The following is a 25,176-nucleotide window of genomic DNA, read 5'->3' as shown; positions in this document are numbered from 1 at the left end:
AGGCTTCTCATGAATTTAATAAATGTGGCGGTAAACCGCCCGGTTACTGTGTGGATGTTTACTTTAGCGATAATCTTATTTGGTGTGGTATCGCTAACCCGTTTGTCTATCAACTTACTACCCGAACTGTCATATCCCACCTTAACTATTCGTACCGATTATGTGGGTGCAGCCCCTGGAGAAATTGAACAACTAGTCACCACACCTATTGAAGAAGCCGTTGGTGTGGTAAAAGGCGTGCGCAAACTGGTGTCGGCCTCAAAAGCTGAGCAGTCAGATGTAGTGCTTGAGTTTGAGTGGGGCACCGACATGGACCTAGCAAGCATTGAAGTGCGCGAAAAGCTAGATGTATTGTTTTTGCCTTTAGATGTTAAACGCCCCTTGCTACTTAAATTTAACCCAAGTTTAGATCCTGTCATGCGTTATGGTTTAGGTCTCAATACAAGCGAAACTGAGGGTGCCGACATCATGGACATTCAAACCATGAAACAAGTGCGTACCTATGCTGAAGAACAGATTAAACGCAAGCTTGAGTCGGTTGAAGGTGTAGCATCGGTAAGAATTGGCGGTGGCTTGGAAAACGAAGTGCATGTGTTGGTTAATCAATCTACCGCGAGTCAGTTAAATATTTCGTTAGCAGAAATTATTCAACGTTTAAAAGATGAAAATGTTAATACGGCAGGTGGCCGGGTTGAAGATGGTTCCCAAGAATACTTGGTAAGAACCATCAATCAATTTGAATCATTAAACGATATGCGCAACTTATATGTGGCGACCAGAGAAGGGCGCAATATTCGCTTAAGTGATATTGCCCAAGTGAATAGTGCATATAAAGAAAGGAATTCTATTACCCGGTTTGATAGCCTTGAAGGTATAGAAATTGCCATTTATAAAGAAGGTGATGCCAATACTGTAAAAGTTGCCGAAGCGGTGGTTAACCGTTTGCAAAAAATTAAAAACGAAATGCCAAAGACATATTCATTGCAGCAGGTTTACGACCAGTCGCAATTTATTAGTAGTGCAATTGACCAAGTTAAGTCTGCAGCCATTGTTGGCGGAATTTTAGCCATGTTTGTTTTGTATTTTTTCTTAAAAAACATATGGCCCACGCTAATCATTTCTATCTCAATTCCAGTATCAATTATTGCAACCTTCAACTTAATGAATACTTACGATATCAGCTTGAACATAATGAGCTTGGGCGGTATCGCGTTGGCCATAGGTTTATTAGTCGACAACAGCATTGTTGTATTAGAAAACATAGACCGTCATAAAAAGCAAAATGCAGATAAGCGAAAAGCCGCTGTTATTGGCACGTCAGAAGTTTCTATGGCTATTGTTGCGTCTACTTTAACGACCATGGCCGTGTTTTTCCCATTAGTGTTTGTAGATGGTATCGCAGGGCAGTTGTTTGGTGACCAAGCGTTAACAGTGACGTTTGCACTTGCTGCTTCCTTATTAGTGGCTTTAACCTTAATCCCAATGCTTGCGGCGAGAGAAAAAACAGATCAAGATGATACAACAAGTGATGCGCTTGATTTAGGCCCTCGCTCCACTGTTAGTAAGCCAAAAAAAGGTGCTTTCAAACTCGCGTTTTATTACTTTAAGCTCCCATTCAGATATCTGTTTAAAACCATCTTCTATTTTATTCCACTTGTCATTACAGGTATGTTAGTCAGCACTTTCAGAGGCTTAGCGCTCATTTTAGGCTATATTTTCAAACCTGTATTGTGGGTTTTCGATAAGTTCTATGGGGTAACATCAGCCGCTTATTTCAAAGCACTTAATTGGGCCATGAAAGCAAGAGTGATGGTTGTAGGAGTGATACTGTCAGTGTCGGTGTTGAGTGTAATGCTTATACCTCGCTTGGGTATTGAATTAATACCTTCGTTGTCACAAGGTGAATTTAGTGTAGAGCTTAATCTTGCTACTGGGTCTCGTTTAGAAAATACCGACGCCGTTATCAGTCAATTGTCTACGTTTACCCGTGATTTACCAAATGTTGAAAGAACCTACTCTTTGTCGGGAACTGGCAGCTTAATGAATGCTTCTCCTGCACAAGGCGGTGATCATTGGGGAAAACTTAATGTAGTGCTTAAAGACGGAAGTACCGAGCAACAAGAACAAGAAGTGATGCAGGCAATGCGAGAATATTTGTCGCAACAAGCCGGCGTTGAAAGTAAGTTCGCGCGTCCGGAATTATTTAGTTTTTCTACCCCGTTAGAGATACAAGTATCGGGCTACAACTTAGACACTCTTAAGTTATATGGTGATGCACTGGTAGCCGAATTAGAAAATAACAATCGTTTTGCTGATGTTAAAAGCTCATTACAAACGGGTAGCCCTGAGTTAAAAGTGCTATTTAACCATTCTAAACTGGCACAATTGGGCTTAAATGCACCTGAAATTTCTCAGCTAATATCCGCTAAAGTGGGTGGCGAAGTGGCTACTCAATTCAGTATTAACGATCAAAAAATAGACATATTGGTACGTAGTCAGTCTGAGCAACGTGATTCTGTTGCTGATATTTCGCAGTTAATAGTTAATCCCGGGCAGTCACCTTCTATTCCATTGTCGGCAGTTGCTGATGTTGAAATGTCGGTAGGGCCAAGTGAAATAAGTCGTGTTGGACAACAGCGGGTTGTGCTAATCACCGCAAACCTTGCATATGGTGATTTAGGCACGGCGACTACGCTTGCACAACAAGCAATTGACGACATTAAATTGCCGATTAACTTATCTGCGAAAGTAGCAGGCCAAAGTGAAGAAATGGAAGCAAGCTTTAACTCTTTGTATTTAGCTTTGGGTTTAGCGGTATTTATGGTGTATTTGGTCATGGCATCTCAGTTTGAGTCGCTGTTGCATCCTTTATTAATTCTATTTACCGTGCCTATGGCCTGCGCGGGTTCAATATATGGTTTATACGCTACAGGTACCAATATAAGCGTTGTTGTATTTATTGGTTTGATAATGCTCGCCGGTATTGTAGTTAATAACGCAATTGTATTGATAGATCGCATAAACCAAATACGCGCAAGCGGTACCGACAAAGCACAAGCGATTATAGAAGCTGCTCAAAGCCGTTTACGCCCAATTTTAATGACCACGGCGACCACTGTGCTTGGCTTGTTACCCATGGCTATTGGCTTAGGCGATGGTGCTGAAATACGCACACCTATGGCAGTAACCGTGATCTTTGGTTTGTTGTTTGCGTCGTTGTTAACCTTGTTCTTAATCCCGGTGTTATACAGCTTATTTGATGTAAAACGTTTCGATAAAGTAGTGTCAAAAGCTGATGAGCAAGCTACTGAGGAGCAGGTTTATGGATAAGTTCGCTGCTGCTGGTGCATCCTTGGCGTCTTTTGCATTAAGACGCCCAGTTACAATTTCAATGATATTTTTTACTATGTTGATGATGGGCATTGGCGCCAGTCGTTTGTTGCCCTTAGAAAAGTTTCCAGGGATAGATTTTCCTCAATTGTTTATTCAAATTCCGTATCAAGATGCGACACCGGCTGAAGTTGAAAAAATGATCACTAAACCGGTTGAGGAAGCCTTGGCAACAATGGCTGGAATTAAGCGCTTACGCTCCGTATCAAACGAAAACAATGCTGAAATTCAGTTGCAGTTTGCATGGGAAGAAAATATAAAAGCAAAAAGCATTGAAGCCCGCGAAAAAATCGATGCTATTAGACATTTGTTGCCTGACGATGTTGAACGGATCATGGTCTTTAAGTTTAATCTAGCCGACTTGCCCGTTTTCCAGTTGAGACTGTCGAGTGACCGTGACATTTCAAATGCCTACGAATTATTAGATCGCAACTTAAAAATGCCCATTGAACGTTTGCAAGGGGTATCAAGAGTAGAGCTTTATGGGGTGCAAAAAAAGCAAATATCTATTCGTCTTGACCCCGATAAAGTTGCCGCGTTGCATGTTGATACTAACCAACTCGTTAACACTTTAAGACAAGCAAATTTTTCGATGACAGCAGGCCAGTTTTTTGACTTAGGCCAGAAAATCACTGTAAATCCTGCCGGAGAATTTCGTAGTAAAGATGATATTGCCAATTTACAAATTACCCGAAATGTCCGTTTGAGTGATATCGCTGAGATAAACTTTGAAACACCAGAGGCACAAGAAGGGCGGCATCTCGATAAAACCCACGCGATTGGACTGAATATCTTCAGGGAGTCGGGTGCAAATTTAGTTGACGTCTCTGAAGCCGTTTTGGATGAAATAGAAAGAGCGAAAACTAATAGTGCATTTAATGGCATTAATGTTTTTATTATGCAGGATGAAGCCACAAGTGTGAGTACCTCGTTACAAGACTTAATTAACTCGGGCCTAATAGGCGCAGCTTTGTCGATTATTGTGTTGTATTTATTTTTACGCAATATTGCCACCACATTGCTTGTTGTATTGTCGGTACCTTTTGCCATATGTATTACCTTAGCCTGTATGTATTTTATGGGTTATACCTTAAATATATTGTCGTTAATGGGCTTAATGTTAGCAGTAGGTATGTTGGTTGATAATGCGGTAGTAGTGACAGAAAGCATTTTTCAGGAACGCGAAAAAACCGACGATGTGATAAAAGCTACCAAAAAAGGGGTTGGCTTGGTAAGTCTTGCGGTTATTGCTGGTACTTTGACAACCGCTATTGTTTTTTTACCCAATATCGTAGGTGTGAAAGAAGAACTAACTGTCTTTTTAGAGCACGTTGCGATTTCCATTTGTATCTCATTGTTTGCTTCGTTGTTGCTGGCGCAAACCTTAATTCCTTTATTGAGTACAAAGTTAAAAATAAAACCCAAAAGTCAGTCTGCGGCTAAGACTGGGAAAGCGGGTAAGTTGAGTCAAAAATATACAGGTGTGTTGCGCTGGACAATCGCCAACCAGGGTAAAACGGCATTGATTGCTGTGGTTATTCTTATCAGCACTGTTATTCCAATGAATAATCTAAAAAGTGACCAAGATAACAATGGAAATCAGGGTCGAGTGTGGTTAAATTACGATATTCAAGGTAACTATAACCTAGATGAAGTAGAAAAAACGGTTAACAAAATGGAAGATTATTTATATGCAAACCAAGAGCGTTTTCATATAAAACAAGTCTACACATACTTTACTGCAGGTTTTGCGGTCTCGGGCATTACGCTTAACGACGAACTGCCAATGCCCATTGCCGATCTTAAGCAACAAATTACCGAAGGTTTCCCCCTATTCGCCAGAGCCAAGCCTTCGTTTCAGTGGGACCAAGGAGAAGATGGCGGTGTGCGTATTTCTTTATTTGGCCCTGCATCGGAAAATTTAATAGAGATTGCCGACCAACTTGTGCCTGTGCTAGCCAGTATAGAGGGCTTTGCTGACGTAAAAACAGACATTGAAGGTCAAAAATACGAATTACAATTACGGATTGATCGTGAAAAGGCATTTAGGTTTGGGCTAAATACCAACGAGATTGCGAATGTTGTTGCTACAGCATTGCGCGGTACAAACTTGCGTACATTCCGCAACGACATAGATGGCGAAATTGATATTCGTTTGCTCTATGACCAGTCTTTGCAAGACTCGATTGACAGTTTACGTAATTTGACTGTGTTTAGGAACGAAGAACAAAACGTTACTTTAGATATGGTAGCAGACCTTAGTATTTTACCTAGAATGTCACAAATTAGACGTAATGCGAGGCAAACATCGTTAGGCATTGGCGCAAATTTAGAAGATGATTTAACCATTGATGAAGCCAAAGAACGCATAGAAAATGTTATGCAAAATATTGAGTTACCCAATGGCTACTCGTGGTCACTGCAAGGTGGTTTCCAGCGTCAAGACGAAGACGAGTCGATTATGATGACCAATATGATTTTAGCCTTAATTATGATTTATATTGTAATGGCCGCATTGTTTGAATCATTGCTATTGCCAACCGCGGTATTAACGTCCTTGATATTTTCATTTACAGGTATATTTTGGGCATTTTTAGTGACTGGTAACCCAATGACCGTGATGGGGATGATAGGAATGCTTATATTAATGGGCATAGTCGTTAACAATGGCATTGTTTTGGTGGACCGAATCAATCAATTGGCCAATACTGGTATGAGTGTTCCAGATGCGATAGTTGAAGGCTGCTTAACAAGGGTCAGACCCATTTTAATGACAGTTTCCACAACGGTATTGGGTCTGCTGCCTTTGGCATTGGGCGATGTAAGTATTGGTGGTGACGGCCCTCCTTATGCACCCATGGCAATTGCGATTATTGGTGGTTTGATATTTAGTACCATGACAAGTTTGTTCTTGGTCCCGTTGAGCTATTTATTGTTGCTGAAACTCCGCCGAAACACGCGCGAAATGATTGCAGATGGTAAAGGCATGGTATCGCGTGTGATAAGTGCGCAGACATAGGGTTTACAAGATAAAGCCTATTAGTCACTGGTGTTAAATCTATCGTGAACAAGGTATTATATGAATACCTCAAAATAAGTTAGCAAAACCGTGAAAGATTTACTACAACCTATTAATGAATTTTTGTTGTGTCCAACGCCGCAAGTGTGGATAGATGAAGCAATTAAAGCAGAAAATCTGTCGACGCTATTGGTTGATCATGCAAATTGTGAATTAAAAGCTGCACAAACCGCTATGTTATTGTTACGCCGTTATGCGGTTGACCAACAAAGTAGCGAAGTGTTATTGGCGTGGCTAAAACCTTTTGAAGATTTTGTGTATCGGCAAATAGGTGACGGCGACTTTTCGGAGCATGTTAATTTATCCAAAAGACTAATAAGCAAATCAAATTTTGAGCATGGCGACGCATTAATCGACAAAATGGTTTTGTTAATTAAAGAAGAGTTGCATCATTTTCAACAAGTCCTCGAAATATTGCAAGCACGTGATATTGCTTATGACAACCATAAGGCGTCTCGATATGCCAAGGGTTTAATGAAACATGTTAGAACTCATGAGCCCGCTAAGTTAATCGATACCTTAATCTGTGGCGCTTATATTGAAGCAAGGTCGTGCGAACGTTTTGCTAAATTAGCACCACACTTAGATAAGGAGCTGTCGCTGTTTTATGTTTCTTTGTTGCGCTCAGAGGCTCGTCATTTTAAAGACTACTTAAGTTTGGCTAAACTAATAAGCGGTGAAGACATTATTGAACGTGTTGAATTTTTTGGAAAGCATGAGGCCGAGTTAATTCAAAAGTTAGATACAGACTTTAAATTTCACTCTGGGCCTATGTCAGAGATCAATATCGAAAAGTCAGCACTTAAACACGGCGTTTTTGTCGCTTAAAAAGTCGCTTAAAACGCCGCTCAATTATTAGATTGAAGTATTATGTCAATTAACGCTAAGACGTCTTAACCGTCAGCGGTAATTCTTGAAACAAGCTTTTCTTTGACCTCGTCACAGGTATTGTTTTTGACTTGACAGGTGCCAGCAGCCATGTGACCACCTCCGCCAAACTCTAGGCATAACTCTCCAACATTTGTTTTTGAACTTCTATCAAGGATTGATTTACCAATAGCAAACACAGTGTTTTGCTTTTTAAATCCCCACATTTGATGAATTGAAATATTGCATTGTGGAAACAATGCGTAAATCATAAAACGATTGCCGGCATATATGACGTCTTGGTCGCGTAAATCTAATACAACTAAGTTGTTGTGCACTGTTGCACAATCTTTGACTTGTTGAGTGAATTTTTCGGCTTGGTCGAAATACAAATTTACTCGCTCTTGCACATCAGGTAATGCAATAATTTGATCAATGGTATGGTTACGACAGTAGTCAATAAGCTCCATCATCAACTGATAATTTGAAATTCTAAATTCTCTAAAACGACCTAGTCCTGTGCGGCTGTCCATTAAATAATTTAGTAAGACCCAATCTTCGGGATGGAGTATTTCTTCTTTACTAAACTGTGCTGCGTCTGCCTTATCAACAGCCGTCATCATATCGTCCCAGGCAGCAGGGAAAAACTCTTTGCCGCCATAATAATCGTATACCACGCGTGCCGCCGATGGGGCTTTAGGGTCAATGATATGGTTAAGCTGAGGTTTGTGTCCGCTTCTGGAAATTTCGCTTAAATGGTGGTCAAACGCCAAATAACATCCGTCAACGTAAGGCAGGTTGGTGGTTATATCGTTATCAGTAATATCGATAATACCGTCTTGCATGTCTTTTGGATGTACAAATTTAATTTCGTCAATTAAATCAAGCTCTTTCAATAAAACTGCGCATACAAGCCCGTCGAAATCACTGCGGGTAACTAATCTGTATTTATGTTCTGCCGAGGCCGCTAAACTTCCCAAGATGAATCTCCAATTTACTCAAACAACATAGTACAACTATGATGCAATTTTTACTGAGTAAAGTGGGTATAAACACATATACGCGAGTGCGACATGGCATAATGTATTATTGTTTTATTCTTGGTTCAACATCACGCCATCGCTGCGCAGTAGCTGGTTATCTACTTCATAAATTACAACGTAGTTGCCACTTGCAAGTTCTTTACCTCGACCCATCGATAATCTGAAAAGTTGACTTTGATTTGATGTGAATTCGCCGCTTGCTACCGTACTACCTTCGCTGTTTAATATTTTGAGCACTACCTTAGTGATAGGCGTTTTTGTAAAGGTTGGTCTTACTAAGAATTCTTGCACGCAAATGAGACCATCAAATTTAGGTTTATTGCAGTACCTTGCGGTAAGATAGTGTTTGTCGATTGCAATCGGCTCGTTGACCGCTCGATTGAGCTTGTTAACTAGAGCTTTCAGCTCAACAAGCTCCTTATTTTCGCTGTTTTGTGCTTGCGTTAGTAATTGCGTGGTTGCAATTAATTCTTCTTGAATATCTGAAAGGTCTCGTCTCTCTTTCGCTAATGTTTTTTCTAGAGAGGTGATGCGATCGTTTGCTACTGCTAAGTCTAGAGTCTGCGAGCTGCATTCTGTGCTACTTTCGGTTTGTACTTTTTGTAAACTGCGTTTAGCGTTGTCTAGAATGCCTACTTTTTCTGCTTCACAGGTTCTAAATTTTTGTTCGCTTCTAGTGATGAGGGCTTGGGTTTGCTCAAGCTCAATTTGACTAAGATTTAGAAGCTTACCAGAGTCTTCAAGCTTGGCTTCAAAGTCTTTAATCGAATTGACTAGTTTTCTTTCCTTTTCAAGCAGACCAACAACGTATTCAGTGTCGAAAGGGTCTTTGTTTTCGACTTTGTAGGTCATATAAAAAGCGATCAATACAATTATATTGACAATTAATAGAAAAATATATTTCTTACTTCTATTGAACAAATCTGGACCCTTTTTAATCTTATTATTGTGTTTATGTTGTTGATTATTCATTATTTAGAGTAATTTTTAAACATATTTATTTATTTAGCGGAATTTATCTGAAATTAACTGAAATTTAAATAACTATTTAGTCTAGTTTGCTATCAAATTCTCTCTTTTCAAGACTCATTTTGCGAGAGCAAGCTCTCAATACACTTCCTTGAGAATACCAATCGCCTAACACAATTCGTTTAACTTCTTTGTTATTTATGCGCAATTCATGAGTGTTTGGCCGGTGTGTATGACCATGAATAAACAATTCGGCATTATGATGTTCCATCGCTTTCACGACTTCGCTTGGTGTGACATCCATTATTTCTTCAGTCAGGTGTAATTGATTATTTTGACTAACCTTGCGTCCTTTTTGGGCGAGATATTTACGCACTTTCAGAGGGAGAGCTAACATAAGCCTCGGCCACCACCATCCACGAGATTTTTTCCTAAACTTCATGTAGGCCAAGTCTCTGGTGCAAAGCTCGTCACCATGGGACAAGAGGGTTCGACGACCATACAGGTCTATCACAAATTGTTCCGGTAACAATGTCATATTGCATCTTTTAGCAAAGCTATCGCGTATAGCAAAATCACGGTTGCCATGGATAAAAAATACAGGTGTCGTTTCGGCGACTCTTGAAATACTCTGCGCAATAGATTCACTGAACGGTGTTTTGTCGTCGTCACCTATCCAATATTCAAATAAATCACCCAAAATGTACAAACTTTCAGCCAAAGGCGCTTCATTCTGCATAAAGGTAAAAAAGCACTGAGCAATGTCGGGTCGCTCAGCGCTTAAATGTAAGTCAGAAATAAACAGCGTATGTGGCATTAAAGTTGTTGACTTATTCTTCGACGACTACTGCCGATTCAATTACCACATCTTCTACTGGTACATCTTGATGCATTCCAGAGTTGCCTGTACTTACGCCTTTTATCGCTTCAACGACATCTAATCCTTCAACCACTTCTGCAAATACACAATAGCCAAAACCATGAGCATTGGCGGCTGTGAAATCAAGGAAATTATTATCTTTAACGTTGATGAAAAATTGGCATGTAGCTGAATGTGGGTCGTTAGTTCTTGCCATTGCCAAAGTGCCTGTTTTATTACTCAAACCGTTATCAGCTTCGTTTTCGATAGGTTCATGAGTAGATTTTTGTGACATGCCCGGTTCAAAACCGCCCCCCTGGATCATGAAGTTACTAATAACACGGTGAAAAATAGTGTTATCGTAAAAACCTTCGCTTACATATCTTAAAAAATTCTCGACGGTTTTTGGTGCTTCTTCCGTATACAATTTAATTTTAATTTCACCAAAATTCGTTTTAAAAATGACCATGCGTTTTAACCTTTTCCTATTTAAAATAATGCGCTTTGTTTTTGTTTTGACAGCCCAACATTAACAGGCCGTCCATAATTGTTTGTTAATGGTAGCCTACATAGCTACCTTGATGCTAGAATTTGCCACACTTTTTTACCGCGCTTTTATGTGCGTAACCATACAAACCATGAGTGACCAACAGCAATGCTTCAGATTTTTGACACGTTAACCCGAAAAAAACAAGCTTTTGTTCCCCTTAAAGAGGGAAAAGTAGGCATGTATGTCTGTGGAATAACGGTTTATGACGTGTGTCACATGGGGCATGCTCGTACTTATTTGAGTTTTGATACTGTTGTTAGGTATTTACGTCACTTAGGTTATGAAGTGAAGTACGTGCGCAATATTACTGATGTAGACGACAAAATAATTCAGCGAGCACAAGAAAACAACGAAAGCCCGGCACAACTTACCGAGCGCACAATTAAAATGATGCACGAAGATTTTGCGGCTTTGAATATGCTCGAACCAGATATTGAGCCACGAGTGACCACTCATATTGTTGAAATTATTGACGTCATAGCAAAGTTGATTGAAAAAAATTATGCCTATCAAGCACCTTCAGGTGATGTCTTATTCAAAGTTGACGCGTTTAACGAATATGGCAAGCTAAGTAAGCAAGATTTAAGTCAATTAGTGTCTGGTATCCGAGTTAAAACCTCAGACGATAAACAAGACCCGCTGGATTTTGTACTTTGGAAAATGGCAAAAGAGGGCGAGCTTAGTTGGGCGTCTCCTTGGGGTGAGGGTCGTCCAGGTTGGCACATTGAGTGTTCGGCAATGAATCATAAACATCTTGGTAAACATTTTGATATTCATGGTGGCGGTTCTGATTTAATTTTCCCACATCATGAAAACGAGGTGGCTCAGTCGTGCTGTGCGTTTGATACACCTTATGTAAATACTTGGATGCACACAGGCATGGTGCAGGTCGACAACGAAAAAATGTCTAAATCTTTAGGTAACTTTTTTACCTTAAGAGACGTGCTTGCTAAACATGATCGTGAAACTCTCCGTTTCTTTTTAATGTCGGCACATTACCGTAGTCAACTGAGTTATTCACAAGATAATATTGATCAAGCAAGAGGGGGCTTAGAGCGATTATATACGGCCCTGCGTTCAGTTGAGGCTAATCTTGATGTCGATTTATCGAAAGATGCTTACTTAGCGAAATTTGAAAAGGCCATGAATGACGACTTCAATATGCCGATTGCGTTCTCGGTATTGTTTGATGTAGCAAAAGATTTGAATAAGCAGGACAAAAACAGTCAAAAAGCAAAAGACTTAGCAGGTATTTTAACTAAGCTTGGTGGTATTTTGGGTGTGTTGCAAAATGATCCAGAGGTATTTTTGCAGGGCCAAAGCGCTGCTGACGAAGGATTAAGCCAAAAAGTCGAAAACTTAATTGCAAAGCGTATTGCAGCGCGAGAAGCAAAAGACTGGGCAAGCGCTGATGCCGTTAGAGATGAATTGACCGCCTTAGGAATTGTGCTTGAAGAAAGCAAAGATGGCACTAAATGGCGCAAGGCTTAGGCCACCGATGCTGTGTGCCAGCACAGATAAAATAGCCTAGGTGAATTTGCATAGAAAAAGTACCACTATAAAAGTTTATCTTGATTGGCATACATTTATAAGTTGCTGCAAGGTTGTGTTATTAGTGTTGTTGTCAAAGTAAGCGAGACCAATTTCACGTTTCAGTGCAAACGATGCGATCGGTTTGAAGACCACGTCTTCATACTGATTAATTTGCTCAATATTTGGCAATATTGCACAACCTACTTCTGCTCTTACTAATCCTATTGCGTACTCTATGGTTTGAATGTGCGCCACTGTGCGCGGTTTAATCTTTTGTTGATTGAGGTATTTGACCAATAGACTCCATGCGCTGCAAGGAGAACGTTCTATGAGTGCCAGTGCTTCTAAATCATCGAGGGTAATATAAGGTTTAAGTGCTAAAGCATGAGAAATTGGTACCGCAAGTGCATAATCATCTTGCCATATGGGCACAAAGGTCTCATTGTCTTTAAGTAGACGCTTATTGATTATTCGCGCATCGGCGTTGTCTTCAGGTGAAACAAGACTAAGCTCTAACTGAGGTACTGCAATAGCAAAGTCCTTCAATAAGCGACTCATTCTGTCTACCCCTAAAGAGCGTATTAGCCCGAGGCTAAAAGCTTGATTCTGGCTTTTTTCATTGAATAGACCACTAATTGCCTTTGCTTGGCCTAGTAGCGTTACTGCATGCTGATATAGTGTGTCGCCTTGTGCAGTTGACTTTACACCTCTAGCATGGCGCACGAACAACTTACAATTTAATTGCGATTCTAGTTGAGAAATGGCCGCCGACACAGACGGTTGGGCTACAAAGCACTGGGCTGCAGCCGCGCTAAAACTGCCGTTTTCATATACCGCTGCAAAATATTTTAAGGCTTTCAGATCCATGCCTAGCATAATAATAAAAGATATAGGTAAAATCTATAGCTAATAAAGGAAAACTATATTTTACCTAGGGCTAGTCTACTCATATTCTATGCAATAAATCGTAGTAAACACAGGCTCTATTCAATGTTTTCTTGCAAGCTTGTATACTTAGTGACCTGCTATACACGACATTATTAAGCACTTCATCGTAATTGATACGTGCATATTTAGAAGATTTAGGAAACAAAAATGACCGATGCAAAGCCAAAGAAGACAGCGTTTAATTGGCAAGACCCGCTTAATTTAGACAGCATGTTAAACGAAGATGAACGCATGATACGCGATTCCGCGCATCAATATTGCCAAGAAAAATTAATGACTCGTGTTTTAGAAGCGAATAGACACGAACATTTTGACGCGAATATTATGCGAGAGTTTGGTGAGCTTGGTTTGCTAGGTGCTACTTTGCCCGAAAAATACGGTTGTGCGAATGTGAGTCATGTGTGTTATGGGCTAATTGCACGTGAGGTAGAACGTGTTGATAGTGGTTACCGAAGTGCAATGAGTGTTCAGTCTTCGCTTGTTATGCATCCTATCCATGCATACGGTTCAGAAGATCAACGTATGCGTTATTTACCCAAGCTAGCGACCGGTGAGCTTGTTGGGTGTTTTGGTTTAACTGAACCAGATGCAGGTTCTGACCCTGCTGGTATGCGCACGACAGCACGCAAAACTGAAGGCGGCTACGTCATTAAAGGCGCAAAAATGTGGATCACGAATTCACCCATTGCAGATGTATTCATTGTGTGGGCCAAATTAGATGGTGTTATACGAGGTTTCATTTTAGAAAAAGGCATGGAAGGGCTATCAGCACCCAAGATTGAAGGTAAGTTTTCGTTACGTGCGTCAATTACCGGTGAAATTGTGATGGATGATGTGTTTGTGTCAGATGAGCAATTATTGCCAAACGTTTCTGGACTAAAAGGGCCGTTTGGTTGCTTAAATAAGGCTCGCTATGGTATTTCTTGGGGGGCATTGGGAGCAGCAGAGTTTTGTTGGCATGCGGCAAGGCAATATACTTTAGATCGAGAACAATTTGGCAAACCACTAGCGGCTACACAATTAGTGCAAAAGAAACTTGCTGACATGCAAACCGAAATTAGCATAGGTTTGTTGGGTTGTTTGCAAGCAGGGCGATTGTTAGACCAAAACGCCTTACCCGTAGAAGCTATTTCATTGTTAAAAAGAAACTCATGCGGAAAAGCGCTTGATATTGCGCGAGTAGCTAGAGACATGCATGGTGGTAACGGCATTGCTGACGAGTATCACGTAATTAGACATGTAATGAATTTAGAAGCGGTTAACACTTACGAAGGCACACATGATATTCATGCTTTAATTTTGGGTCGCGCGCAAACGGGTATTCAAGCGTTTCAAACTTTCTAAAAGGTTGCCAATGTCAGACCGCAATTCACACGTAAAACAACACATTATTGCGCGCGTCAAAAATGGCGATTTACCGCCATCCTCTCAGTGGCATCACGAAGATGCTGCTTTGAGTAAACAAGAATGCATCGACTTATTTGAATCACAAGTGATCAGTCGGCATCTTGACTTGCACTCACGAGTCATGCAAAAGCAAGGGCAAAGCTTTTATACTATAGGCAGTGCTGGACACGAAGGTAACGCAGCTTATGGCAAGGCTTTTCGTTACACTGATATGGCGTTTTTGCACTATCGTAGTGGCGCATTTTTTGTTCAACGAGCTAAGCAAGTGCCCGGTGAAACTACCATCTACGATATGCTACTGTCGTTTGCGGCTTCTAGTGACGACCCTATTTCTGGAGGACGTCATAAAGTCTTGGGGAGTAAAACACTGTTTGTACCTCCGCAAACTAGTACTATCGCCTCCCACCTGCCTAAAGCGGTGGGGACAGCCTTCAGTATTCAATTGGCAAAAAATCTTAATGTTGAATCGACTCTACCGAATGATGGTGTAGTTGTGTGTAACTTTGGTGATGCATCATCAAATCACTCTACCGCGCAAGGTGCCATAAATGCGGCGGCGTGGGCGGCATATCAAAATATTAGATTACCGCTAGTATTTATTTGCGAAGACAATGGTATTGGTATTTCAACACCTACTCCTTCTGGTTGGATTCACGCTAATTTTGCCCATAGGGCAGGGTTAATTTATATAAGTTGTAATGGCCTCGACATACTTGATACTTACATTGCCTCTCAGCGTGCAGAGAAGATTGCCCGTGAAAAACAAAAACCGGTGTTCTTACATGTCCGTTTGGTTCGTCTATTAGGGCATGCTGGCTCAGATACTGAAAGCTCATATCGCAAAAAAGAAGCGATAGAAGAGACTGAAAATAACGACCCTTTGTTGCACACCGCTAGTATGCTGATAGATCAAGGTTTAATGGCGCCAGGTGCTATTTGTGATTTGTATGTAAGTATTGACCTGCGTGTTCAGCAAGTTGCTGCAGAGGTAATTAGCAAGCCCAAGTTAGATAGCGCAAAAGCAATTATGCAAAGTATTATGCCCAAGCCAACGGAAGTGCTAAAAAATAAACAGAAAGTAGCAAGAATAGCTCAAATTGGCAAAGCGCAACGAGACATATTGTTTCAACACGAAAAACATAACCTTGGCAAAAAACAGCATCTTGCAAAGCTGTTAAATTGGACACTTTTAGACCTAATGGCCCAGCACAATAATATTATTTTATGTGGCGAAGATGTGGGTAAAAAAGGTGGCGTTTACAGTGTAACGACAAAACTGATCGACAAGTTTGGTTCCAAGCGAGTGATTAATACCCTATTAGACGAACAATCGATATTGGGTTTGTCAATTGGCTTAGCTCATAACAATTTTTTGCCTATTCCCGAAATACAGTTTTTAGCGTATGTGCATAATGCTGAGGATCAAATAAGAGGCGAGGCAGCCACATTACCATTTTTCTCAAACGGTCAATACACAAACCCAATGGTGATAAGAATAGCAGGGCTTGCCTATCAAAAAGGCTTTGGTGGTCATTTCCATAACGACAACTCGTTTGCTGTGTTCAGGGATATTCCAGGACTAGTGATAGCTTGCCCTTCTAACGCAAAAGATGCGGTTTTATTATTAAGAGAGGCGGTTAGATTAGCAAATGAAGAATCACGAGTGGTTATATTTATAGAGCCTATAGCACTTTATATGCAAAAGGATTTATTGAGTGCGGGCGACGGTTTGTGGACTCATGAATACCATGCGCCCAATGCACAGCAAGATAAAAAACAAGCACAAGGGTTAGCAATTCATGCTAGTCACGCAGGTGAGGACAAAAATGAAGCCCTCAGTATCATTACCTATGGCAATGGATATTATTTATCGATGCAGGCGCAAGCGCGTTTGCGCGATAGAGGTATTAACATCAGAGTAATTGATTTACGGTGGTTAGCTCCTTTGGACGAAATCGGCATAATAACTGCTGTGAAAAACACCGTAAATGTGTTGATTGTCGATGAATGCCGTCAAACAGCGTCGATTAGCGAAGCTGTTGTTACTTTATTGCAAGAGCAAACTGAAGGTCATAAGCTCAGCCGAATTTGTGCTCAAGACAGCTTTATTCCTTTGGGCAAAGCGGCCTATGAAGTTTTACCGAGTTGTGAGCAGATAATTGACAAAGTATTAGTTGAGCTTGAATAAATTTGGTTAATACGACTAAGTAGACGAAAATAAAATAATGACGAAAAATATAGAAAGTAGCGTCCAAAAAAACAAACAAAAAGTAGTGGTGATTTGCCCAGGTCGAGGCACCTATAACAAGGAAGAACTTGGTTATTTCAGTAAATATCACTCTGATAAACTACACATATTAGATACCATTGACGCTCATCGTGCTGAGCAAAATCAAATCAGTATCCAAGCCTTAGACAGCGCACCCAGCTATCAATTAAAAAAACACTCTGCGGGTGAAAATGCCTCTGCATTAATTTACGCTTGTGCGATAGCTGATTTTGCCGCAATTGACCAAGATAAATACGAAGTTTCGGCGCTGATTGGTAATTCTATGGGCTGGTATATCACGCTTGCAGCAGCAGGGGTTTTATCTGCTGAAAATGCCATTAAACTGATCAATACAATGGGAAGTCTAGTGAGTGAGAAAGGCGGTGTGTCTGAAACCACCGGACAATTGATCTATCCCATCGTTAATGAAAATTGGAAAATTGATAACGATAAGATAGATTTGCTACAAAATGTTTTAGATGAGGTGAGTAACATACCTGAATGTGAAGCTTATTTATCGATTAAGCTGGGCGGTTATTGGGTATTAGGGGCTAATAAAAAGGGCTTGGCAAAACTAGAAAAGCTGCTGCCAAAAATAGACCAACGATATCCGATGAAATTGTTTAATCACGCGGCTTTTCATACACCTTTGTTGCAAGGCATATCAAAACAAGCAAAAGCCAAGTTGTCGCAAACATTATTCAAGGTACCACAATGTCCAATCATCGACGGAAGAGGGCATATTTGGCAACCTTATAGCACAGACACTGATGCTCTGTATGATTATACCTTAGGTCATCAGGTATATGATTATTATGACTTTAGTCGATCAGTGGAAGTGGTTCTGAAAGAATTTTCGCCTGACAAACTGATTGTTTTAGGACCAGGTAATACCTTAGGTGGTGCAATTGGGCAGTGTTTAGTTGAGCATAAATGGCAAGGTATAAGCTCAAAATCAGCTTTTTCTAAACGGCAAAAACAAGATCCCTTTTTACTGGCAATGGGAAATTCAGAGCAGCGTGCGTTAGTCATTAAATAAAACCTTATAAGCGCAAACAAAATAATTCATCTAATTCTTTTGTTTTAGGGCGCATTTAGCATAAACTTGCACCCTTAGATGCATGGGGCATTACTCGCCTTATCTGGGTGATAACTTAAATTGGAGAAGATAATCGTCATGGCTGCTTTTGGAACGGTATTTATGCCGGAAATGGTAATAGCAAAATTTGAAAATAATGTTTGGAGTGAAGCAACATTTGTCGACTCCAACAGCATTGCTATGCATCCTGGCGCACATGTGCTGCATTATTCAAGTACTTGCTTTGAAGGTTTAAAAGCTTTTAGGCATGACGATGGCAGTATCAATATCTTCCGTATGGACCAAAATATAAAGCGTATGGCACAAAGCAGCCGTTTGTTGAATTTGCCCGAAATAAACGAACAACAACTGTCTGACATGATCCAGTCAGTGGTTAAAAAATACGCAGAAGACGTGCCAGCGCCTCCAGGGTCGATGTACATTCGTCCCACGCACATTGGAACAGAAGCGTCTATTGGTAAAGCGGCTGCACCATCTGCGACTTCTCTTTTATACGTTTTGCTTTCACCTGTTGGAGATTATTTTTCTGGCGGAGGCAAACCTCTTAGGTTATTGCTTGCAAATGACGGTATGCGCTGTGCCGAACACATGGGCATGATAAAAAGTGGGGGTAATTATGCTAGTGCACTTGGCCCCATACTAGCCGCAAAGGCTGAATCTAATGCCGACCAAATTTTATTTTGTCCAAACGGTGACGTGCAAGAGACGGGGGCCGCTAATTTTATCCTTATCGACGGCAATGAAATTATTACCAAAGCCCTAGATAGTACCTTTTTACACGGTGTTACTCGTGCCTCTATACTGAGCTTGGCAGCCGATATGGGCATGACGGTATCGGAACGAGAGTTGTCGGTAGACGAATTACTGGAGCGTGCCGCTAAACCAGGTACAGAAGCAGCCTTATCGGGCACCGCAGCGGTATTAACGCCAGTGGGCACTCTTATTGTTGGTGAGGAAGAAATAGCTGTAGGAAGTGGTGAAACAGGACCAACTACCGTTAAATTACGCAAAGCATTAAACGATATTCAATGGGGCGCAGCCGAAGATAAACATAATTGGCTAACACGTTTATAGGCATCATCATTTAATCTTGGGTACTAAGGTGGGTCATCACGCATCAAGCTGTCACTGTCATCATGCATCAAGCTGTCATCACGCATCAAGCTGTCATCACCGCGTAGGCGGTGATCTCCCATAAACCTGTCATCACTGCGCAGGCGGTGATCTCCCATGAACTTGTCATCACCGCGCAGGCGTAATGCTGATAGGTTAAGCGAATCGTCTTTCCTGCGGAGGCAGGAATCTGCTTATTACGACCTTTTGGTTCCCATATAGATAGAGGATGTCTAAGGAGATCTCAGCTTCCGCTGAGATGACTGTTGAGGTAAAACTTTTAACCGAACACATCACCGCGCAGGCGGTGATCTCCCATAAACCTGTCATCACGCATCTAGCTGTCATCACCGCGTAGGCGGTGATCTCCAATACCACGACAATCCCGAATGAGAACTAGGTTTCGGTAACATCTACCTTAATGCGGAGCTTTTGACCAGGTTGCAAATACTTGTTTTTATTGAGTTTATTCCATTTTTTAATTTCAGAAATACTCACTTTAAACTTACCCGCTATTCTGGCCAATGAATCACCTGAACGCACTGTGTAAGTAATGTTACGTACTATGGGTGCATTTGCATTAGGAGTCGGCACGTTGTTTGTCCATACTACAATGTCGGCGTCTATTTTTAAGGTATCGCCCGGTGCCATTTTATTCCATTTGGCTAAATCTCTCACGCCAACTTTGTGCGCCATGGCGATGTCCCAAAGAGTATCGCCAGTACTTACCTTATGCACTATTTTATGTTCAGCTCTCTCAATAGACTGTATTTTAGCCAAGCGTTGGTCAGCAGACAAACTGTATTCATCTAGTTGTTTTAACGACACAGGCACTAAAAGATAATCGCCAATAATGATGCGATTACCTTTCATATTATTAACTTGCTGTATTACTTTTATACTGCTTGAATATTTTTGTGCTATTACGCCCAAACTATCGCCTGATTTAACTTGATGACGTACCCAGTTCAAGCGATCTTTACTAGAGGTTTTTGCTAATACTTGTTTAAAGTTTTCGGTTTTATCAAGGGGTAATAATAAAGTGTGGGGGCCATCAGGATCTGTCGCCCAGCGATTAAAGCCTGGGTTTAGCCCCTGTAATTCACCAATGCTCAAACCTGCCATTTTGGCAGCGAGCGCTAAGTCAATCTGTGAACCTACATCAACAATTTCGACTACCGGTGTATTAGGGATAATTGGCCAGGCAAAATTGTATTTTTCTTTGTCGCTTAGAATTTTACTCAGTGCCAGTAGTTTTGGTACGTAGGCTCTGGTTTCTTTAGGTAAAGCTAAAGACCAAAAATCGGTAGCTTTACCTGCTTTCTTATTCTTTCTGATCGCACGCATTACACGACCTTCGCCACTATTATAGGCAGCGAGGGCGTGCAGCCAATCACCATCAAACATCTTATGTAAATATTTTAAGTATTTTATAGCACCCTCGGTAGACGCAATTACGTCTCTACGACCGTCATACCACCAGGTTTGCTTCATGCCAAAACGTTTGCCTGTGCTGGGTATAAATTGCCACATTCCTGAGGCGCGGCCGTGGCTGTATGCAAAAGGGTCAAAAGCGCTTTCTACAATTGGCAACAAAGCCAATTCCATCGGCATGTTTTCTTGTTCTAAGCGCTCTGTGATGTAATACAAAAATGGGCTCGCACGTTTTGATACGCGGCCCATATATGCAGGGTGTCGTAAGAACCACTTTTTTTGTGCATCTAAACGCGGCTGTGCTTCGGGAATGTCAAACGTAAACTGAGAAGATATTCGTTGCCATAAGTTAGTTTCAGACTCTTCTTCATCAACTTTTGCTTCAGGGACAAGCGGGATTCTAATGGCAATATCGTTTAATGGATGAATCAGCGCGGCAACGCCTTCTTGGGGCTGTGAATGCTCTACACTGCAAGTTGTTTGGTTTTCATTGGAAGTGTTGTCTGTAGCATCACAGGCAAAAATATCATTTTTAACACCTGTTGATTCAGCAACTTGATTGGTTTGCGGTATTGTCGAATCGGGGCCGGCAGATTGCTGGGTAAACTGACAGGCGCTTAATAATAAGCTAATGGATATTATTGCTATGTACTTCATATTCAACCACTTCAAAAATTTGACTTTGTACTGTAACCGAATTGCGCGCAAATTAGAAATTGTCTTTTTGTTTTCTTAACCTAGCAAAGTTCGCAATTGCCTTGTCTTGATTGCAATCCATATCACACCTTAAAAAGGGGTTGATGGCCAACTCCTGCGCTATGCTAGAGGGCAATGTAATTTGATCTGCCTCACGTTTACTATCGACCCATGCAGAGTAAGTCTTTAAGGCTTCATTATGCGGGTCGACATGTTGGGCAAAAGCCAAATTAGCTTGAGTATATTCGTGGGTACAATAGACGCCTAAATGAGAAGGTAAGTTCATTAGTTTTTGCAAAGAATGCCAAAACACCGGCGGCGTACCTTCAAACATTCTGCCGCATCCACCGGAAAACAGAGTATCGCCACAGAATAAATGCTGTTCATCGAAATAAACAATATGGTCGAGAGTATGCCCTGGGGTTTCTAATATCGACAACTTAGCATCAATTTCCGGTAAAACAATGCTATCACCTTCTATCAAATGCTGTGTGATTGAGGTGATTTTCGGATTATTTGGACCAAAAACAGGAATGTTGGGGAAAGCGTGCAAGAGAGTATCAATGCCCCCTACATGGTCAAAGTGGTGGTGAGTCACTAAAATGCCGGTGAGCGTAAGTTCATTGCTTTCCAAATACTCAAACACAGGTTTTGCTTCTCCCGGGTCAACCACCACCGCGTTTTGGCCTTTTTGTAAACACCAAATGTAGTTGTCGGTAAATGCGGGGATTGCAGTCACTTTAAATGTGCTTGAATATTGTTTTTTGCTTTCGTCAGACATTGCGTTTCCATATTCAACGACCACAGGTAAACAATTAAAATCGTTATTACCAAGCCCGCGTATTTTCATCTTTAACCTTAAGTCCTTTAATGATAAAAGATGTTGAGTCGAATATAAAGTTGCAAAATTCCTAAGTAAATACCAATATACAGAAAAGTCGGCGAGGAGAGTGGTTAATGATAATGCGTTCAGCGCGCAGTAAAGAACAACCCGTTTATCCTAAAAATTGGTTTGAGTTGAGCCAAGGCGAATTGGCGCGCATGGAATTAGAAAAAGCCTTAATGCCTATTACCGAACGTATTTTTGGGTATTATCTTGTAAAAATGGGCAGCTTAAGTAGTCAAGTTAACTTGCCTAAATGCCAAGTAAAGCATCAATACGCCATAGCACCTCATACAAACAAGAATAATCACTTGTGTGGAGAGTCGGCCAAATTGCCGTTTCAAAATAATAGTGTAGATGCTTTTGTTTTGCTCGGCGAACTGGATTTTGCGCAAGACCCGCATCAGATAGTACGTGAAATCGACCGTTCTATTACCTCTGATGGCAGAGTGATCATTGCGGGCTTTAATCCGTTTAGTCTGGCTGGGGTGATGAAATACTTGCCTATAAATCGCAAAAATATTTTGCATCAAGGGCGATTCTTTACCAGTGCACGAATAAAAGACTGGCTACAACTGCTCGATTTTGAAATTGTGCAACACGAGAACTTGCTATATTCCTCTCTTTTTATGCGTAAAAATTTGGGTAGCGAGAGTCGCATTCAAAAGCTGTGTAAGCGATATCTACCTTGGTTTTCGTCCATGTATATTATTGTGGCGCGCAAGCGCGAAATTCCTTTGTCGCCAATCAAGCCAGCATGGAAGCTAAAACCAAAATTTAGCGCTCAGCCAGTGAGTGCGTGTAGCTCTAATGCTGCGCGCGAATCGTCTTACTTTACTCGCATTCCTGGTGATGCACCTGAATGCGGTTCTAAAATATATAAATCTTGACCACCGGGCCCAGCCGCTAAAACCATCCCTTCTGACATACCAAAACGCATCTTCCGCGGTGCAAGGTTAGCAACTACAACCGTATGTTTACCGATCAAATCTTCGGCTTTATACGCTGATTTTATACCCGCAAATACTTGACGAGTTTCATTGCCTATATCACATTCTAAGCGCAGCAATTTGTCCGCTTTTTCTACAGCTTCAGCATGCACGATTTTTGCGATACGCAAATCGACTTTGGCAAAATCTTCAAAACTGATAGTATCGCCAATAGGCTCAATGGTGCTTTTAGCTTCTTCAGCCTCTGCGTTTGTAGTTGATGGCGTTTGAGGAGCTGCAATTTTCTTTTCAGCAGTGGCCTTTAAATGCTCCTTTGAAGCTTCAACCATCGCCGTCACTTTGTCGGTATCGACACGTTGCAACATGGCTTTGAATTTATTAATACTATGTCCAATTTTAACTTCTTGTATACTTTCCCAAGTAAATTGGTCATTTAAAAAGGCTTGAGCACTTTCAGATAACTTAGGTACTACCGGCGTTAAATAAACCATTAAAATACGAAACAAATGAATGCCTAATGAGCATACATCATGCGTAAACACTTGTTTGGATTCGTCTTTAATGGTGACCCAAGGGGCTTGTGCATCGATATAAACATTTGCTTTGTCGGCAAGGGTCATAATGTCACGAATGGCTTTATGGTATTGACGGTTTTCAATGGCGTCTGCAATGCTTTGTTCAGCGTCTTGGAATTCTTTCAGTAGAGACGGGTTTTCTATATTTTCAGATAGTTTAGCGTCAAACTTCTTGGTGATAAAACCAGCACAACGAGAGGCAATGTTGACTACCTTGCCAACAAGGTCGGCATTGACTTTTTGCACAAAATCTTCAAAGTTTAAGTCGATGTCGGTCACATTATCGTTGAGCTTACTAGCGAAGTAATAGCGTAAATATTCAGGGTTTAAATGCTCTAAATAAGTGCTAGCTTTTATAAATGTTCCGCGAGTTTTTGACATTTTTGCGCCGTTAACAGTCACAAAGCCATGAATATTCACGCCCGTTGGCTTTCTAAAACCTGCGCCTTCAAGCATTGCTGGCCAAAATAAACAATGAAAATAAGTAATGTCTTTACCAATAAAGTGATACAACTCGGTATTGTTACCTTTTTGCCAAAATTCGTCGTCGTTAATGCCATGTTTGTCGGCGTAGTTTTTAAAGCTGGCCATATAACCAACCGGTGCATCTACCCACACATAAAAGAATTTACCTGGCGCATTTGGGATTTCGAAACCAAAATAGGGCGAATCGCGGCTTATATCCCACTGTTGCAAGCCTTGCTCAAACCATTCTTCGAGTTTGTTTGCCATTTCGTTTTTGATGGCGCCAGAGCGGATCCACTCTTTTAACATGCCTTCAAACTGTGGCAGGTCAAAAAAGAAATGCTCAGAATCTTTCAATATTGGTGTGGCCCCCGACACAACAGAGCGTGGATTTTTAACCTCTGTCGGACTGTATGTAGCGCCACACACGTCGCAGTTATCTCCGTTTTGATCTTCAGCCCCGCAATTAGGGCAGGTCCCTTTTACAAAACGGTCAGGTAAAAACATTTCTTTTTCAGGATCGTATAACTGGCTTATGGTCCGTTTTGAAATGTAGCCATTTTCGTTTAACTTATTGTAAACAAGTTCACACGCCGCTTTATTTTCTGGCGAATGCGTCACGTAATAATTGTCGTAGGATATTAAAAAGTCGTTGAGGTCTTTTTCGTGTTCAGTACGGGTTTGTTCAACCATTTGTTCTGGTGTAATACCGAGTTCTTGGGCTTTAAGCATAACCGGCGTGCCGTGTGCGTCGTCAGCACAAACACTGTAGCACTCATGGCCACGTAAACGTTGAAAACGCACCCAAATGTCGGTTTGGATGTGTTCTAATAAATGACCTAAATGAATAGACCCATTTGCATATGGTAATGCGCTGGTGACCAATATGCGTCGTTTACTCGTTTGCATGTATACTTAAACCTTGATTGCTTGTGACTTTTTAGTAGCCGCAAATGGTAGCCGAAACTCGTGTTATTTGCACCTCGATTTAGGCATAATTAACACATAAACTTGCTTTTAGTGTCTATAAAATGAGAATACTGATGC

General features: G+C 41.1%; 18 protein-coding genes. 9 read left to right on the top strand and 9 right to left on the bottom strand.

Features of this window, described 5'->3' with window-relative positions; translation table 11 throughout:
* Window positions 1-9 precede the first annotated feature (9 nt).
* The 3 genes from RM552_RS06940 to miaE all read left to right on the top strand — a co-directional run bounded on the left by RM552_RS06940 (window position 10) and on the right by miaE (window position 7,297).
* On the top strand, window positions 10-3,330 hold the full coding sequence (locus tag RM552_RS06940) for an efflux RND transporter permease subunit (RefSeq protein ID WP_311368041.1): 3,321 nt from the start codon (window positions 10-12) through the stop codon (window positions 3,328-3,330).
* Window positions 3,323-6,409, top strand: coding sequence for an efflux RND transporter permease subunit (locus tag RM552_RS06935; RefSeq protein ID WP_311368040.1), 3,087 nt, complete (start codon window positions 3,323-3,325; stop codon window positions 6,407-6,409). The genes RM552_RS06940 and RM552_RS06935 overlap by 8 nt, the downstream gene beginning before the upstream one ends.
* Before the next feature lie 90 nt (window positions 6,410-6,499).
* Window positions 6,500-7,297 (top strand): tRNA isopentenyl-2-thiomethyl-A-37 hydroxylase MiaE, encoded by a 798-nt coding sequence (gene miaE / locus RM552_RS06930; RefSeq protein ID WP_311368039.1) that lies wholly within the window; start codon window positions 6,500-6,502, stop codon window positions 7,295-7,297.
* A 65-nt stretch (window positions 7,298-7,362) separates the two neighbouring features.
* Here miaE and RM552_RS06925 read toward each other — a convergent pair whose 3' ends face one another.
* From RM552_RS06925 to RM552_RS06910, 4 genes are all read right to left on the bottom strand, one after another.
* Window positions 7,363-8,316 carry an exopolyphosphatase gene (locus RM552_RS06925; protein ID WP_311368038.1) on the bottom strand — a complete coding sequence of 318 codons (954 nt, stop codon included), beginning with the start codon at window positions 8,314-8,316 and terminating at the stop codon, window positions 7,363-7,365.
* 114 nt (window positions 8,317-8,430) lie between these two features.
* The gene (locus RM552_RS06920) at window positions 8,431-9,231 is read right to left on the bottom strand and encodes a hypothetical protein (protein ID WP_311368037.1); all 801 of its coding nucleotides are present in this window, start codon (window positions 9,229-9,231) and stop codon (window positions 8,431-8,433) included.
* A gap of 196 nt (window positions 9,232-9,427) precedes the next feature.
* Window positions 9,428-10,165, bottom strand: coding sequence for a UDP-2,3-diacylglucosamine diphosphatase (locus tag RM552_RS06915; RefSeq protein WP_311368036.1), 738 nt, complete (start codon window positions 10,163-10,165; stop codon window positions 9,428-9,430).
* Between the two features lie 13 nt (window positions 10,166-10,178).
* On the bottom strand, window positions 10,179-10,676 hold the full coding sequence (locus RM552_RS06910) for a peptidylprolyl isomerase (protein WP_311368035.1): 498 nt from the start codon (window positions 10,674-10,676) through the stop codon (window positions 10,179-10,181).
* A gap of 186 nt (window positions 10,677-10,862) precedes the next feature.
* Here RM552_RS06910 and cysS point away from each other — a divergent pair, with 186 nt between their 5' ends.
* On the top strand, window positions 10,863-12,248 hold the full coding sequence (gene cysS / locus RM552_RS06905) for a cysteine--tRNA ligase (RefSeq protein ID WP_311368034.1): 1,386 nt from the start codon (window positions 10,863-10,865) through the stop codon (window positions 12,246-12,248).
* A 75-nt stretch (window positions 12,249-12,323) separates the two neighbouring features.
* On the opposite strand, the gene RM552_RS06900 is transcribed toward cysS, so the two are convergent.
* Window positions 12,324-13,157 carry a LysR family transcriptional regulator gene (locus RM552_RS06900; protein ID WP_311368033.1) on the bottom strand — a complete coding sequence of 278 codons (834 nt, stop codon included), beginning with the start codon at window positions 13,155-13,157 and terminating at the stop codon, window positions 12,324-12,326.
* 228 nt (window positions 13,158-13,385) lie between these two features.
* On the opposite strand from RM552_RS06900, the gene RM552_RS06895 reads away from it, so the two are divergent.
* The 4 genes from RM552_RS06895 (at window position 13,386) to RM552_RS06880 (ending at window position 19,087) form a co-directional block, all read left to right on the top strand.
* Window positions 13,386-14,582, top strand: a complete 1,197-nt coding sequence (locus RM552_RS06895; protein ID WP_311368032.1) for an acyl-CoA dehydrogenase — start codon at window positions 13,386-13,388, stop codon at window positions 14,580-14,582.
* Between the two features lie 10 nt (window positions 14,583-14,592).
* A complete protein-coding gene (locus RM552_RS06890) occupies window positions 14,593-16,833 on the top strand; it encodes a thiamine pyrophosphate-dependent enzyme (RefSeq protein WP_311368031.1) in 2,241 nt (746 codons plus the stop codon).
* A 37-nt stretch (window positions 16,834-16,870) separates the two neighbouring features.
* The gene (locus tag RM552_RS06885; RefSeq protein ID WP_311368030.1) at window positions 16,871-17,953 is read left to right on the top strand and encodes an ACP S-malonyltransferase; all 1,083 of its coding nucleotides are present in this window, start codon (window positions 16,871-16,873) and stop codon (window positions 17,951-17,953) included.
* Window positions 17,954-18,091: 138 nt separating this feature from the next.
* Window positions 18,092-19,087, top strand: a complete 996-nt coding sequence (locus tag RM552_RS06880) for a branched-chain amino acid aminotransferase (RefSeq protein WP_311368029.1) — start codon at window positions 18,092-18,094, stop codon at window positions 19,085-19,087.
* Between the two features lie 23 nt (window positions 19,088-19,110).
* Here the strand turns inward: RM552_RS06880 and RM552_RS06875 are convergent, their stop codons facing one another.
* The 3 genes from RM552_RS06875 to gloB form a co-directional block, all read right to left on the bottom strand.
* Entirely contained in the window at window positions 19,111-19,245 is a 135-nt protein-coding gene (locus RM552_RS06875; RefSeq protein ID WP_311368028.1) for a hypothetical protein, read from the bottom strand.
* A gap of 277 nt (window positions 19,246-19,522) precedes the next feature.
* A complete protein-coding gene (locus tag RM552_RS06870; protein ID WP_311368027.1) occupies window positions 19,523-21,217 on the bottom strand; it encodes a LysM peptidoglycan-binding domain-containing protein in 1,695 nt (564 codons plus the stop codon).
* 52 nt (window positions 21,218-21,269) lie between these two features.
* Window positions 21,270-22,106: a hydroxyacylglutathione hydrolase gene (gloB, locus tag RM552_RS06865; protein ID WP_311368026.1), complete on the bottom strand. Its 837-nt coding sequence runs from the start codon at window positions 22,104-22,106 to the stop codon at window positions 21,270-21,272.
* Between the two features lie 107 nt (window positions 22,107-22,213).
* Between gloB and RM552_RS06860 the strand changes: the two genes are divergently transcribed.
* Window positions 22,214-23,029, top strand: coding sequence for a class I SAM-dependent methyltransferase (locus RM552_RS06860; protein WP_311368025.1), 816 nt, complete (start codon window positions 22,214-22,216; stop codon window positions 23,027-23,029).
* Here the strand turns inward: RM552_RS06860 and metG are convergent.
* Complete coding sequence (gene metG / locus RM552_RS06855) at window positions 22,969-25,038, bottom strand: methionine--tRNA ligase (protein WP_311368024.1); 2,070 nt, start codon at window positions 25,036-25,038, stop codon at window positions 22,969-22,971. The two genes, RM552_RS06860 and metG, sit on opposite strands and share 61 nt — an antisense overlap.
* Between the last annotated feature and the right edge of the window lie 138 nt (window positions 25,039-25,176).

The organism is Glaciecola petra, from assembly GCF_031846345.1.
Classification (GTDB): Bacteria; Pseudomonadota; Gammaproteobacteria; order Enterobacterales; family Alteromonadaceae; genus Glaciecola; species Glaciecola petra.
Note: the sequence above shows the minus strand (reverse complement) of the source record. Positions and strands in the feature narration are given on the sequence as shown.

Coding starts and splice junctions, on each gene's coding strand:
- RM552_RS06940 (WP_311368041.1), top strand. CDS start 10: ATGAATTTAATAAATGTGGCGGTAAACCGCCCGGTTACTGTGTGGATG.
- RM552_RS06935 (WP_311368040.1), top strand. CDS start 3,323: ATGGATAAGTTCGCTGCTGCTGGTGCATCCTTGGCGTCTTTTGCATTA.
- RM552_RS06920 (WP_311368037.1), bottom strand. CDS start 9,231: ATGACCTACAAAGTCGAAAACAAAGACCCTTTCGACACTGAATACGTT.
- RM552_RS06915 (WP_311368036.1), bottom strand. CDS start 10,165: ATGCCACATACGCTGTTTATTTCTGACTTACATTTAAGCGCTGAGCGA.
- RM552_RS06910 (WP_311368035.1), bottom strand. CDS start 10,676: ATGGTCATTTTTAAAACGAATTTTGGTGAAATTAAAATTAAATTGTAT.
- cysS (WP_311368034.1), top strand. CDS start 10,863: ATGCTTCAGATTTTTGACACGTTAACCCGAAAAAAACAAGCTTTTGTT.
- RM552_RS06900 (WP_311368033.1), bottom strand. CDS start 13,157: ATGGATCTGAAAGCCTTAAAATATTTTGCAGCGGTATATGAAAACGGC.
- RM552_RS06895 (WP_311368032.1), top strand. CDS start 13,386: ATGACCGATGCAAAGCCAAAGAAGACAGCGTTTAATTGGCAAGACCCG.
- RM552_RS06890 (WP_311368031.1), top strand. CDS start 14,593: ATGTCAGACCGCAATTCACACGTAAAACAACACATTATTGCGCGCGTC.
- RM552_RS06885 (WP_311368030.1), top strand. CDS start 16,871: ATGACGAAAAATATAGAAAGTAGCGTCCAAAAAAACAAACAAAAAGTA.
- RM552_RS06880 (WP_311368029.1), top strand. CDS start 18,092: ATGGCTGCTTTTGGAACGGTATTTATGCCGGAAATGGTAATAGCAAAA.
- RM552_RS06875 (WP_311368028.1), bottom strand. CDS start 19,245: ATGGGAGATCACCGCCTGCGCAGTGATGACAGGTTTATGGGAGATCAC.
- RM552_RS06870 (WP_311368027.1), bottom strand. CDS start 21,217: ATGAAGTACATAGCAATAATATCCATTAGCTTATTATTAAGCGCCTGT.
- gloB (WP_311368026.1), bottom strand. CDS start 22,106: ATGAAAATACGCGGGCTTGGTAATAACGATTTTAATTGTTTACCTGTG.
- RM552_RS06860 (WP_311368025.1), top strand. CDS start 22,214: ATGATAATGCGTTCAGCGCGCAGTAAAGAACAACCCGTTTATCCTAAA.
- metG (WP_311368024.1), bottom strand. CDS start 25,038: ATGCAAACGAGTAAACGACGCATATTGGTCACCAGCGCATTACCATAT.